The organism is Planococcus sp. FY231025, from assembly GCF_052078085.1.
Classification (GTDB): Bacteria; Bacillota; Bacilli; order Bacillales_A; family Planococcaceae; genus Planococcus.
This window is the reverse complement of record NZ_JBQJJG010000001.1, coordinates 13,143-26,812: the sequence shown is the minus strand read 5'-3', so window position 1 is coordinate 26,812 and position 13,670 is coordinate 13,143. Positions and strand designations below refer to the sequence as shown.

Here is a 13,670-nt window from a genome sequence, read left to right as displayed (position 1 = left end):
TGCGGCGGACGCTTTCCGCGGGCTTGCGCCGAACTAACTAAGAACCTGTGCTCCTGCGCAAGCTCGTCGCAAATACTTGGCCTCGCAAGCTTCGGTCAAGCATTGACTGACGTCCGAGTGGATTTCGGCACTTCGTCGCTACGCTGCCCCGCTGGAAAGCCAATGAACGAAGGTAGTTCGGTCATTGGCTTTGCGACGAAGTGCGTAGCACTGCAACGGTTTTTCATGTCCCGAAGCTAGCGCAGCGATGCAGGGACAGGAGCACAATATTTGCACTCGCCGCCTCCATTCCCATCAGCCGTTATAGAATAAGAAAAAGGCCAGAAGAGAAAAAGCATTGCTTTTTCTCTTCTGGCCTTTCGTTTTGGGCTTTTCAGACAGTCCCTTTTATTTTCACAATTTCGCTTCTGACAGCATTTTTGCGTACTTGCCGCCGCTTTTGATCAAGGCTTCCTGCTTGCCGAATTCGACGAGCTCGCCCATTTCCATGACGAGCACGAGATCCGCCTGCCTTACGGTGTTCAAGCGGTGGGCAATGACGAAACTGGTCCGGCCTTTCATCAGCCTCTCCAGCGCTTCCTGGATTTTCAGCTCGGTCACCGTGTCGATGCTGCTGGTCGCTTCGTCGAGAAGCAGGATGGCGGGATCAGCGATCAGCGCCCGGGCGATCGACAGCAATTGCTTCTGTCCTTGGCTAATCATGGAGCCGTCGCCTTTCAACACGGTGTCGTAGCCGTTCGGCAGTTTCACGATAAAGTCATGGGCATTCGCTTTCCGGGCGGCTTCCACCACTTCCTCATCGGTGGCATCTAGCTGGCCGTAGCGGATGTTTTCCCGGACCGTCGCTTCGAACAGGAAAGGATCCTGCAGTACGAAAGCAATCTGGCTGCGCAAGGTTTCGCGCGGCATCGCTTCGATTGGCGTGCCATCGAGCCGGATCTGCCCTTCGGCAGCATCATAGAAACGGGCCAGCAATTGCATGATGGTCGTCTTGCCTGCGCCGGTTGCGCCGACGAGTGCCGCCGTCTGGCCTATACCTACGGTGAAGCTGACATTGCGGATGGTCCAGTCTTCTTCAGCGCCTTCGTATTTAAACGAAACGTTATCGAATTCAACCAACCCTTGCAGCTCCTTGTCTGCATTTGCAGCTGTATCATCTTTTTCTTCCGGCTCCCCCATGATGGCGAAAACCCGCTCGGCACCGGCGATCGCAGAAAGGACCGTGTTGAACTGGTTGGCAAGGTCATTCAGCGGACGCGTAAACTGGCGGGCGTACTCGGTGAAAATGACGATGACCCCGATGGAGATCGAGCCGTTCAGTGCAAGGATCCCGCCGACGCCTGCGACAATTGCGAAGCTCGCATTGTTCAGGAAGTTCATCACTTTCGGGATAAAGCCGGAATAGGTCCAGGCCCAAAAGCCTGTCCGGCGGAGGCGCTCGCTTTTCACAAGGAACTCGTCCATGACGCGCGGTTCCTGGGAAAAGGCCTTGACGATTTTCTGGCCGGAAATCGTTTCTTCGATAAAGCCGTTCAAGTCACCGATCGCTGCCTGCTGTTCCTTGTAAAGCCGGCCTGTCCGCTTCGTGATCCATTGCATGGAAACGTACATGAGCGGAATGATGACCAGCGTCAAGACGGTGAGCAGCGGGCTCAGCCACAGCATGACAACGACGGTGCCCGTCAGTGTCAGAATGCTGGAGAACACTTGGATAAATGAGCTGTTCAATGTGGTGGAGACGTTTTCGATATCGTTGGTCATGCGGCTCATCAATTCGCCGTGCTGACGTTTGTCGAAGAACGCCACCGGCAGGCGCTGAAGATGCTCGAACAAGCCGGTCCGCATGCGGTAGACCACTTGCTGGGCGATGCCGACCATCCAGTAGTTCTGTAGATAAAGCGATACGGAATGCCCGACATAGACCAAAATCAGCCAGAGCACGATGGCTCCCATTCCGCTGAAACTCTGCGGCACGATGAATTCGTCAATGATGTAGCCGATTAAATACGGACCGAGCAGCGCAAGCGCTGAACTGATGAAAACGAGCGACAGCACGGTCACCAGCAGGAAGCGGTGTTCATCGACCAGTTTCCAGATGCGCAGAAGCGTGGACTGCCAATTGTTGGCGCGCTCCGTCTTTTTATCCGGCTCCCTTTTCAACTGCTCTTTGGTGATGACCGGTTCATAGCCGAACGGCCTGCGGATGGCTTCAAACATATTCGTCCACCTCCTGTTCCTGCTGGGATTCGGCAATCTGCCGGTAAAGCTCTGACTTTTGCAGCAATTCCTGATGCGTGCCGTAAGCGGAGATGCGGCCGTCTTCCAATAGGAGGATGCGGTCCGCTTTCATCGCTGTCCGGATTTTCTGCGTCACCATCAGCATCGTCGCGTGTTCCCTTTCTAATTCTTCCCAAAGCGCCGCCTCCGTCTTGACGTCTAGGGCACTCGTGCTGTCATCGAGAATGAGCACCGAGGGTTTTCTGACAAGGGCACGGGCAATCGACAGGCGCTGTTTCTGGCCGCCGGATAAATTGACCCCTTTTTGCCCAACGCGGGTTTCATAGCCTTTCGGGAACCGTGCGACGGTTTCATGGATCTGCGCTTTGGCAGCGGCGCCGGCCAGTTCAGGCTGTTCCGCCCCTTCCTTGCCCCAGGACAGGTTGTTCGAAATGGTGCCGGTAAAGAGCATTGATTGCTGCGGTACGATTCCGATCGTCTTCCGGAGCGAACGCAGCGACCAGTCCTTCACATCCCGGCCGTGGATCTGGACTTTCCCTTCAGTAGCATCGTAGAACCGGGGAATGAGCTGCAGAAGCGATGACTTGCCGGAACCGGTCGCGCCCATGATCGCCAATTTTTCATTCGGCTCGAGCCGGAACGAAATGTTGTGGAGCACTTCACGGTCTGTGCCCGGATAGATAAAGGAAACGTTGTTGAAAACCACTTCTCCGCGCGTAAGCACGCTCGTCTCGCCGCTCTCCCCTTTTTCCCGGACATCTTTTGCAAGCAGCACTTCTTCAATTCGTTCAGATGAAGCTTTTGCCCGCGCAAACGCCATGATGATGAATGAAAACATGGAGAAAGCACCGGTCATGCGCATGGCATAATTGACAATCGCCACCAATTCGCCGATTTCAGCGCCGCCTTGGCGGATTTGCCCCGCTCCGAACCACAGGACTGCCAATAGCGACAAGTTCATCCCGAACAGCAGGACCGGCAAAATGATTTCCATGATGCGGAAAGCTTTGACCGTATCGGTTTTCAGCGAGCCGGCCACTTCCGAGAACCGGGTCGCTTCGTATTTCCCTCTCAAATAGGCCTTGATCAGGCGTACAGCTTGGAGATTTTCCTGCACCATTCGGTTCAGGCGGTCAAGCCGCTGCTGCACGAAGCTGAAATACTTCACTCCTTGTTTCACCATGACATAAAGGAAAATCAACAAGACCGGAAAGACGATCACCAGGTAGACCGCAAGCTCGGCATTTACGACAAACGCCATGGCGATGCTTCCGATAACCAGGAGCGGTGCACGCAGCATGATGCGAAGACCCATGAACAGCACCGTCTGCACCATGGTGACATCGCTTGTCAGCCGGGTGATCAAACCGGAAGCCGGGAATTTATTGAATGTCGCCAATGAAAAAGACTGGATGCGGCCGTAAACGGCTTTTCGAAGGTCGAATGAAAAGCTTTGGGAAACGTGCGAAGCGAAATAAGAGTTGATCACGCCTGATAGAAAGGCGATGGCGGACAGCCCCATCAGCAGAAAGCCGTATTCGACGATTTGCCCCCGGTCACCCGCGATAATGCCATCGTCGATGATTTTTGCGATGACAAGGGGCTGCAGAAGCTCCACCGTCAATTCAAGCAGCATGAGGAACAAGGCAATGGCGATAAATAATTTATATGATTTGGAATAGGAAAATACTGTTTTCAATCGCAAAGCCTCCTAAACATTTCGGTACACGAACTTTTATGTTGACTATTATGCCACAATTCTCTGACGACAGACAGCAATTATCCTCAGAAATATGAAAACCGCCAACCGCCGAATAAATACAGGCATGGAAAAAGCGGCGCTTTTATGAAGCGCCGCCATTTTTCTGCAAAGATTGCTGTTTTTTCGGTTTCAGATTACCGGCCAGCGACAGCCATGTCACAAAGATCAGCATGATGAATGTGCCGGTTAGCTGGACCGGTGCAAGCAGCTGCTGGAACCAGAGCGCGGAGATGACCATCGCCGTCAACGGTTCAACCGCCGATAAGACGCTGGTCTCGACCGGCGTGATAAAGCGCATGCTGCTCAGGAAGAGGATGAATGCCACAGTGCCTCCGATGACAATCGCTAAAAACAAACCGAGTGCACTCGGGTCAGCCAGCTTTCCCCATTCTTTAGACAGAAAGACCGGCTTGGCAATCCCCAAGGAAAGTCCGCCGATAAGCATCGACCACCCGACCACAAGCAGCACGCCCCATTCCTGCATGAGCCGCGCAGGAAACAGCGTATAAAAAGAAAAGGTCAACCCGACCAGGATCCCCCAGAACAGCGCTTCCCCGCTGATCGTCAATTCGTCAGGCTTTCCGTTCGTCAAAAGCAGGAAGAGTCCGACCAATGTCCCGGCCATTCCAATCACCTGATACGCCGGCGGCATTTTCTTCTGCCTCAAAGATACGAATAAGATAATATAGACCGGCCCCAAAAATTGCAGCAATGTGGCCACTACCGCATCACTTGCTTCAATCGCCGATACAAAGGTGAGCTGGACGCCCAACATGCCGAATACCGAGAACAGCAGGAGCTGCGGGATCCACGTTTTCCCTTTGAAAATCGATGTGACTTTCACACCTTTCAGCTTCAGGAAACCGAGCAGCAGCGTACCTGCCAAAATCAGCCGCAGCGTCGAGATGAAAGAAGCGGTGAGTCCGTAATCCTCCATCAGCCGCTCCATCATCGGTCCGGTTGCACCCCAGAGCATCGCCCCGATCAGTATCATGGCAATTCCTTTTAAACGGTTCATCCAGACCTTCCCCTTTCAAATGAAAAACCAATCCCGGAAGATTGGCTTTTGGTTTTATTCTAAAAAACGGTGTTCATCATCAGGCCGGCATACGCGGAAAAAATGAACCCAATGCCCAACAGGACGGAAAACCAGCCGGACAGGTTCCGCTTGAACCCTAGGATTATCAGCCCGAGGCAGACCATGCTGACCATTAGCAGCAAGAGGCCGTTGACGGAGACAGCGAATGCGGCTTCAATTGGATAATATTGCGGACCTTTCAGCCCCTCGAGCAGCGGCGCGGCCCCTTCGGACCGGAAGGTTTCATTGATATTATGCGGTGGGGCTTCCTTGCTCATGAACGCTGTCAGAGCAAGCGTGAGAAGGAGCAGCAAGCTTTCCGACCGCAGCCAAGCCCGTTCGTAGAGGCGCCGTTTGTTGAGCAGCCCGTTCGCCATCGCCGCCGCAAGAAGCGGCAGGATGCTTAGGTGTTTCAACAGCAGCCACTGCCCGTAAGGCAGTGCCCAGGAACTTGTGTAATCCGCCAGATCCACAAAAAACAGCATGATCACCACCCCGCTTGCGAGCAGAATGCCGACACAGCCAAAGGCAAATGGCGTGAACCAATCAAGGAACCGGCCCCAGTTCGGCGTTGCTTTGGCGAACCAAGCCACATGCAGCAGGATACCGCCCCACAAGGACAGCGCCAGGAAATGGATGGAGTGGCTTACAAAACCACCCCAAAGGTTGACCGTCGACACGTGGCTGTAAAATCCGACTGCCAGGATCAGCAAGCCGGCATATCCCGCGGCCATCTGTTTTGAACCATTATAATATAAAGTAACGCCAAGCAATACAGAAAACAAGACGGTAATGACCCAGCCATTGCCGACGCGGTAATCGAGCAGCGTGCCGGCAAATGATTTGAAGAACCCTTCGCCGTTCTCCAGGAAAAGGGCCAGTTCAATAACGGGCGCCGCCGAGAACACAGCGATGCCCGCTACGCTGGCCACTAACAGAAGGCGGGATTCCGCAAGAACGGGCTTATGGCTTTCCGGGACGAATTTCAATGCGATGGCGCCTGCCGCAAAAGCGAACGCTAGATAAAGCAGAATATCGGAAATGACCGTAAACCAGATCATCGCTTTCTCTTAACCAGTAGAAGAATGGACGCACCTGCTAAAATCACCAGCAGCAACACAATGCCGATCGTCAAAAAGCCGTTTTCTTCTCCGCTTTCAGCAGCCGCCCCTTCAATTCCGGCTTGCTTTTCGGTTGCCGCCGGTTCTGCCGAGGGCTCTGCGGCAGCAGGTTCTTCTGCAGGCTCTTCTACAGCTTCCGTGGCGATTTCGACGCTGAACGGCACTTCCCCTTCAATCGGATGGCCATCTGCTCCAATAATTTTCCAGGAAATCGTGTAGGAACCGTTTTCTAAATTGGTTGCCACTGAGCCGAACATCATGTTTCCATTCAGCGACAAATCAGCGACTTCCACCGCTCCGTTAGGACCTTGGAGGGCCATGGAGCTGCCTTCTTCAATATCCGTATTGAACACCAATTCGATTTGCCCGGGCTGCTCGGCCAAGGTTTCGCCGGAAGCCGGATTGGAATCGGTCAAAGCTGTATGGGCGTGCGCCGCGAACGGCGTCAGCACAAGAAAAAGCACAAGAAGCATCATTATTTTTTTCATCATTCTTACCTCATTTATCATTTTTTTCATTTTTTCTTCCACCATTCTCTCATGCTTGTTAAAATAAGCATAGTGATTGTTTCATAAAATAATCGGCTGGAATATTTTGAAAAGGATGACGATAGTCCTTTTCTTCTTTATAATGAAGGTAGCCTACGGAGAAGGAGCGTCATGGAATGAGTGAATTGCAAGAACTACTATCAGATAATCTCGTTTTTAACCATATCCCTTTTCCCATCATCATCATGGACAAAGACGGACTTGTTGTGTGGTGCAACCGCCATGCAGAACGTGTTTTTCAACTTCAGACAGATACGATCAAGGGCCAGTTGTATCCTTATATGAATCCTGAAAAAGCGGCTTTCTACAAGCACCCGTGGGAAACCGTCTTACATAGCAAAGACCCCATCCGCTTTGAGGATGTGGAAGTCGGTTTAGGAAACGGAACACGGACATATACGACAATTGTCACCAAGGCGTTTGCGGCTGACGGCGGCCAATATGTCATGTCAATTTTCGAAGTGGATGATGCGGATGAAGAAGGCTCAGCGAGCCGGGAACTGAACAGCCTGCGGAGCGGCTTGGACGATTCGTTCATGCTGCTGTATTTTGATGAGGAATTTCTCATTACGTATGCTAATCCATTGTTTTTGAAATTGAGCAAATGGACACCGAAGCGGATCTTAGGCAAGCCGATTTGGCAAATGTTCAGCGAAGACCCTGAAGACGCCCGGTTTGTCGAGACACTGATCAGCACTTTAAAAAGCGGCAAAGTCTGGAACGGGCAGACCAAAAAAGTGAAAAAAGACGGTGAAGAATACTGGGTCGACTTGACTGCAATCCCTATGGAAATCAAAGGCGACGAAAATTATTACATATTCCTTGAAAAGGATATTACAGCTGCCAAGAAAGCCCAGCACCATCTGGAAGAAATCGCGTTCGTCGATCCGGTCACGGGTCTTGAGAACCGGCACCGTCTGGAACAGATTGTCAATGAATTCATTGAGGAAAAAAAGAATTTTTCGTTCGTGTTTTTGGATATCGACCGTTTCTACACATTGCGCGATGTCTCTGACACCGATACGGAAAATGAATTGCTCATCGAATTCACAAAACGGCTCCGCATGTATTTCTCGGATACGATCATCACCCGTGCCGGATTGCATGAATTCGCTTTGGTGACGCCGCTCAGCAACTGGTTCATCGAAGGGTTCATGCATTATTTGCAGCAGCACCCGATCTATATTCAAGGCACGGCCATCCCGATGACCATTAGCGGCGCTATCACGCGCTATCCGGAAGACCAACAATCGTTCGTGCATCTGATCAAAGCATCGCACGCGACGATCAAAAAAGTGAAAGAGCGCGGCGGCAGCGCCATCTCTGTCCTTACGGCAGATGACCATGAGCGCCTGAACCGCAAATCCATGATCGAGAAACGGCTGATCCATGCACTGGACCGCCACAACCTGCGCCTCCTTTACCAGCCGCAGATTGACTTGAAGACCGGCAAGATGGACGGCGTCGAAGCATTGGTGCGCTGGGAGGATTCCGAAATCGGAATTGTCACGCCCGATGAGCTGATTCCGATTGCCGAAGAAAACGGCATGATTCATGAAATCGGTTTATACGTTTTGGAAACCGTCTGTGCACAGCTGAAAGACTGGCATTCGCGCGGACTCGATATCAATGTCAGCATCAATACATCGATCCGCGAGTTCCGGGACAAAGACATGGCGAAGGCGTTCCTGGAGCAGATTCAGACCAACGGCTGCGATCCGAAAAACCTGACAATCGAAATCACCGAACGTTTTGCGCTTGAAGCGGAATCGGAACGCTCGATCGTCAAGCAAATGCAACAGCTGAACCAGGCCGGCATCAACTTCACCTTGGACGATTTCGGCACAGGCTATGCGGCATTCCGCTATATGCTGATGCTGCCGATCAAGAACTTGAAAATCGACCGCTCGATCATCAAATCGATCACCAAGCAGGAAAAAATGCAGAAATTGATTAAAGGCATGATTCAGTTCGGCAAGAGCCTCGACTTGAGAGTCACAGCTGAGGGCGTTGAGACCAACGAACAGCTTGAACTGCTGCGCGCCATGGAATGCGACATGATCCAAGGCTATATTTCCGGCTACCCGATGGAAGCCGCCGACTTGGAAAAATGGATGAAATAAAGAAAAGCGGAAACGGCCGTTCAGGCTCTCGGCCCCTTTAGAGCTAAACATAAATGAAAAAATCGGCATGCCTAGAAATCACTTCTAGGTCATGCCGATTTTCTTTTGTACCCGTTTGGCCATCTGTTTGAAGACGATCTGCATCAGCACTTCTGCAAATACAAGCCCCATGGCGACAGCACCTGAAATCATGAGCGCTTCTGAAGCGAACGTGATGGCTTCCAAATAATTGTTTTCGACGATATTGCGCATGGCGTTGTAAGCCTTGCTCCCCGGCACCAATGGAATGATGCCGGCAACACTGAAAATGATCATTGGCATCTTGAACCTTTTCGCTAAAAGATGCGCCACTAGCGCAACACCGAACGCGCCGGCAAAAGTCGCCTGGACAGGATCTTCAAGGAGCAGTTCGAATGCCCGGTAAATGAGCCAGCCGGTCATCCCTACAAGCCCGCAGCTGAGAAGCGTCCTTCTCGGTGTATTGAAAATGACGCCGAACGAAGCAGCGGCCAGAAAACTGAGAAATGCTTCAAGTGGCCAGTTCATCCAACCCCTCCTTTAAAATGATAAAACCAATGCGATGCCCGCCCCTATGGCGAATGCCGTCAAGAAGGCTTCTGCCCCTTTCGACAAGCCCGACACAAAATGCCCCGCCATCAAATCGCGGACAGCGTTCGTAATGAGCAATCCGGGAACAAGCGGCATGATCGAACCGATGATAATAGTGTCCAAATCGGTTCCGAGGCCTGAATTGACCGATAAGAGCGCCAGTATGCCGATTGCCAGCGCCGCGACAAATTCCGCAAAAAACTTCACGCGGGTTTGTTCCAGAATGGTTTCGACAATTATGAACCCGGTGCCGCCGAACAAAAAGGCGAACGGCAAGTCGCGCCACGTTCCCCCGAGCAAAATCAGGAAACAGCCGCTCGCAGTGGCTGCCGCCAAAATCTGAATCCATATATTGAACCTGTAATTGGTCTGGTTGATCGTTTTTAATTCATCATACGCTTCCTGCAAAGTCAATTCCCCTGAAACCAATCTGCGCGATACGGAATTCACCAGTGCGACCCGCTCAAGATCGGTGCGCCGGTCGTTGATGCGGACAAAACGTGTTGCCAGTTCATCGCTCGGCGAAAACATGAGACCGGTCGGCGTGACAAAGCAATGGGAGTCATTCATCTGCTGCGATCTGGCCATGCGGATCATGGTATCTTCTACGCGGTAAGTCTCCGCTCCATTTTCCATCATCAATTTTCCTGCAAGCAAAAAGCAATCGAGGGCAAGCTCGCGCCGTGTTTCTCCATTTTGAGCCACCGAGTTTCCCCCTTCTGTTTTCTTTTCATGATAGCGCACTTGGACAAAAAATAAAACGCCCCGCTGATGCGGAGCGTTCGTTTCAGCCAATCATTTACGGTTTCAAGATGACTTTTGTGCAATCATCCACATGGTCATTGAAAATCTGGTAAGCATCTGCAGCGTCTTCAAGCGGTACGATGTGTGAAATGATCTCACGCGGGTCAAATTCGCCGTTCTCGATTTTTTCATACAGCATCGGCATCAAGTGAATGACAGGCGCCTGCCCCATTTTCATGGTGACGTTCCGTTCGAAGATATTGCCGAGCGGGAACATATTGTAGGTCAAGCCGTAAACCCCGGTCAATTGGATCGTCCCGAATTTGCTGACGGCGTCTTTGGCAATATCGATGGCGCTGAGCGTTCCGCCTTGCAGCTTCAATTTCTGTTGGACCGCTTCTGCCGGCGATTTCTTGCCGTCCATTCCGACACAGTCAATGACCACGCGGGCGCCGCCGGCTGTGATTTCATGGATAAAGGCACCGGTATTGTCATGTTTCGAGAAGTCCAATACTTCCACATTGTTCATTCGCTTCGCCAATTCCATGCGGTAAGGGATTTCGTCAACAGCGATGACGCGTTCAGCCCCCTGCATCCAGGCGAACTTCTGAGCCATCAGGCCAACAGGCCCACATCCCAGGACCACCACTGTGTCCCCAGGTTTTACACCCGCATTTTCCACGCTCCACCAAGCCGTCGGCAAAACGTCCGACAGGAACAGCACCGATTCATCTTCTAACTCCGAGGATTCCGGAATGACAAACGGCATGAAATTCCCGTAAGGAACCCGCATGTATTCCGCCTGACCGCCTGAGTAGTTGCCGTAGCGCTCCGTAAAGCCGAAATAGCCGCCGGTATCGAAATGCGGATTCCCATTCGAGTTATCGCATTGGCTTTCCATATCGTGAGCACAGTAATGGCAATGTCCGCAACTTACATTGAATGGCAGGACAATGCGGTCTCCTTTTTTCACCTTCGTTACTTCCGGTCCGACTTCTTCTACAATCCCCATCGGTTCATGTCCGACTACATAATCTTTGTGGGTCGGCAGTGCACCTTGATAAATGTGCAAATCCGAGCCGCAGATTGCCGTCGATGTAATTTTTACAATAATATCGTCTTTTTTCTGGAGTTCGGGGTCCTTCACTTTCTTCACTTGCATATCTTTTGCGCCTTGAAAAGTTACAGCTTTCATCGAATCTCCTCCGTCTTTTCAGAATACTCTACTTCTTCCCCTTATCAGGCAAAAAAAAACGCCATTCCGCAAATTTGCGGAATGGCGCCTGATTAAAAACCGACTTGATCCTTCATTTCGTACGTTTCAAGGTCGAAACTCTTCAATTCACCGTTTGCGACTGTAAACAATGTATTGCCGCTGTAGAGCAGTCGCTGAACGCTTTTTTCCCAATCCTCATATTGCATATTCGACGGTTCCACCAAATTCGCTTTTTCTTCAATGCCCCCGCTTGTAATAGAAAAGACCATTGCACCTTCTCCTTCAAATTCAATTGCATTGGCGCCTGTTTCCTTGTACATCGTCACCGGGAATCCATAAAGATCCTTCCCTTCGTGGACGAACAGGGCTTTATGGTCGTATTGGAGCGGCGAATAGGTGCCCATCCCCCCGATGATTTCCGTATCCTTTTCTTTCGGATTTGCGAAATCACTGATATCGAACAGCGAAATTTTCATGCCGCCTGTCACGACACGCGGCTCTCCGTTCTTCACAGGCTCCAGTTTCGTATCAGATCCGAACCCGATCAGATGATTTTCATCCAATGGGTGCAGGTAGTTTGAAAAGCCGGGAATCTTTAATTCGCCCAGGACTTTTGGGGCTGACGGTGTGGCTACATCGATGACAAACAGCGGATCGGTTTCCTTGAATGTCACCATATAGGCTTTGTCTCCGATAAAGCGTGCAGAGTAGATGCGCTCACCCTTTGCCAAATCTTCAACAGATCCCACCTGCTTCATGCCGGCGTCGAGCACGAACAGATGATTTTTGGAAGGAGCGTCTTCATTCCATGAAAATCCTTCCGTCGTCACGATGCGGAAATAGCCGTTGTGTTCATCCATTGAAAATTGGTTCAGCAAGGTCCCGGCCACTTCGCCCGAGGCCAGGAATTGCACATCCGAGCCTTTGAGGCTGAACTTGAAAACTGCGGTATTGGCCAATTGCGGCAGCCAGATCCGCACGTCCTCCCCTTGCGTATCTTCTTCTGCCGGCAGATAGGCTGCGGCCGTCAAGTACAAATGGTCTTTCGTCATATACAATTGTTCACTGCCGCCGAGGAAGCCTTTTGTACTGACTTCGTTCTCCGCCGGATCGGACAGGTCGATGGAAGAGATGATGCTGTAGCTGCCGGACATCGTTCCGGGCAGAATTGCCAGGCTGCTGTATTCCATTGCTTTCATGTCTCCGCTATCCTTGGAATCATAGGTGAGGGGGCGGAGCTCCGCATCGTCCTGCTCTTCCATCCGCCAGAAATTGGGATAGACATTCGTGACATAATACAGCACATTGTCCGCCAAGCGCGCACCATTCAAATAGCCTTCTGTGCCGAAATCCCGGATCAAGGTGGGCGATGCCGGATCTTTCACATCGTACAGAGAGACCGTCGTCATTCCGTCGCGCGGATAGATCCCTTCCTCAATTCCATCTGCAGGCTGCATGACATACCGGTTGCCAAGCACCGCCAGTACATCCCCAGAAAGGAACAGCTGCTGCGGATACCATTCTTTTTTAAATACCAGTTCATCCGCAACCTTCAAATCTGCCGGATCGCGTACATCCGAGATGATGACGCGGTTCTCGCTGATGGAGTAAATGTAGGAGCCGTCCGTTTTCACCATGTCCGCTTCGTCTACACCTTCCACCTGCTTGTTGGTTGTGGAATAATCGCCGCCTTCGGCACTGCCGCCCGAGCTGTCTGATGATTCTTCGGTCCCGCCAGCCCTCTCGGCCATTCCGTCTTTTCCTTCATTGCTCTTTTGCAGAGCGAGCAGCTGTTCAAAATACGCTTTCAGTTCTTCTTCGCCTGATACGCTCTGGATTTTCTCCTGCACTGTAAAGGCAACCTCATCTTTTTCCAGTGTCTTGAAGAAACTGCCGGCCACTGCCGAATTTTTGATGTGGAGTTTATACTCTCCAGGCGGCAGCTGCGGAATTTCCAGCGTCTGCCGGTTTTTCAGCAGCACCATTTCCGTCTCGACCGCTTCACCGGCCGCATCCGTCAAATAGATATCGCCTTCGGCCACTGCTCCGGGCTGAAGCACAGAAGAGAAGTTCACCCGCCACCCCTGTTCCGACAAAGCGACTGCCGGGGCGCTTACAGCCACTTTTTCAAACATGAACGCTGCTGCAATGGCGATTGCTGCAATGATTACAGCCCCCGCCAGCCATTTGCTTTTTCGTTTCATTCCTGCTCCCGCCTTTCAAGGCTCACT

The 13,670-nt window shown here is 51.7% G+C and carries 10 protein-coding genes; 1 reads left to right on the top strand and 9 read right to left on the bottom strand.

The window, feature by feature from the left end; genetic code table 11:
• Positions 1-393: 393 nt before the first annotated feature.
• The 5 genes from ACTL32_RS00105 to ACTL32_RS00085 form a co-directional block, all read right to left on the bottom strand.
• Entirely contained in the window at positions 394-2,217 is a 1,824-nt protein-coding gene (locus tag ACTL32_RS00105; RefSeq protein ID WP_441339563.1) for an ABC transporter ATP-binding protein, read from the bottom strand.
• Positions 2,210-3,937, bottom strand: a complete 1,728-nt coding sequence (locus ACTL32_RS00100) for an ABC transporter ATP-binding protein (RefSeq protein ID WP_441339562.1) — start codon at positions 3,935-3,937, stop codon at positions 2,210-2,212. The genes ACTL32_RS00105 and ACTL32_RS00100 overlap by 8 nt, the downstream gene beginning before the upstream one ends.
• Before the next feature lie 145 nt (positions 3,938-4,082).
• Entirely contained in the window at positions 4,083-5,018 is a 936-nt protein-coding gene (locus ACTL32_RS00095) for a DMT family transporter (protein WP_441339561.1), read from the bottom strand.
• Positions 5,019-5,077: 59 nt separating this feature from the next.
• The gene (locus ACTL32_RS00090; RefSeq protein WP_441339560.1) at positions 5,078-6,139 is read right to left on the bottom strand and encodes a copper resistance D family protein; all 1,062 of its coding nucleotides are present in this window, start codon (positions 6,137-6,139) and stop codon (positions 5,078-5,080) included.
• A complete protein-coding gene (locus tag ACTL32_RS00085) occupies positions 6,136-6,690 on the bottom strand; it encodes a copper resistance CopC family protein (protein ID WP_441339559.1) in 555 nt (184 codons plus the stop codon). Before ACTL32_RS00085 ends, ACTL32_RS00090 begins: the two co-directional genes overlap by 4 nt.
• A 173-nt stretch (positions 6,691-6,863) precedes the next feature.
• Here ACTL32_RS00085 and ACTL32_RS00080 point away from each other — a divergent pair, with 173 nt between their 5' ends.
• Positions 6,864-8,870, top strand: a complete 2,007-nt coding sequence (locus ACTL32_RS00080) for an EAL domain-containing protein (RefSeq protein ID WP_441339558.1) — start codon at positions 6,864-6,866, stop codon at positions 8,868-8,870.
• 84 nt (positions 8,871-8,954) lie between these two features.
• On the opposite strand, the gene ACTL32_RS00075 is transcribed toward ACTL32_RS00080, so the two are convergent.
• The 4 genes from ACTL32_RS00075 to ACTL32_RS00060 form a co-directional block, all read right to left on the bottom strand.
• Positions 8,955-9,416: a threonine/serine exporter family protein gene (locus ACTL32_RS00075; protein ID WP_204893495.1), complete on the bottom strand. Its 462-nt coding sequence runs from the start codon at positions 9,414-9,416 to the stop codon at positions 8,955-8,957.
• Positions 9,417-9,428: 12 nt separating this feature from the next.
• Positions 9,429-10,184, bottom strand: a complete 756-nt coding sequence (locus ACTL32_RS00070) for a threonine/serine exporter family protein (protein WP_441339557.1) — start codon at positions 10,182-10,184, stop codon at positions 9,429-9,431.
• Between the two features lie 94 nt (positions 10,185-10,278).
• Positions 10,279-11,418 carry a zinc-dependent alcohol dehydrogenase gene (locus tag ACTL32_RS00065; RefSeq protein ID WP_441339556.1) on the bottom strand — a complete coding sequence of 380 codons (1,140 nt, stop codon included), beginning with the start codon at positions 11,416-11,418 and terminating at the stop codon, positions 10,279-10,281.
• A 92-nt stretch (positions 11,419-11,510) separates the two neighbouring features.
• Positions 11,511-13,643, bottom strand: a complete 2,133-nt coding sequence (locus tag ACTL32_RS00060; protein ID WP_441339555.1) for a beta-propeller domain-containing protein — start codon at positions 13,641-13,643, stop codon at positions 11,511-11,513.
• Between the last annotated feature and the right edge of the window lie 27 nt (positions 13,644-13,670).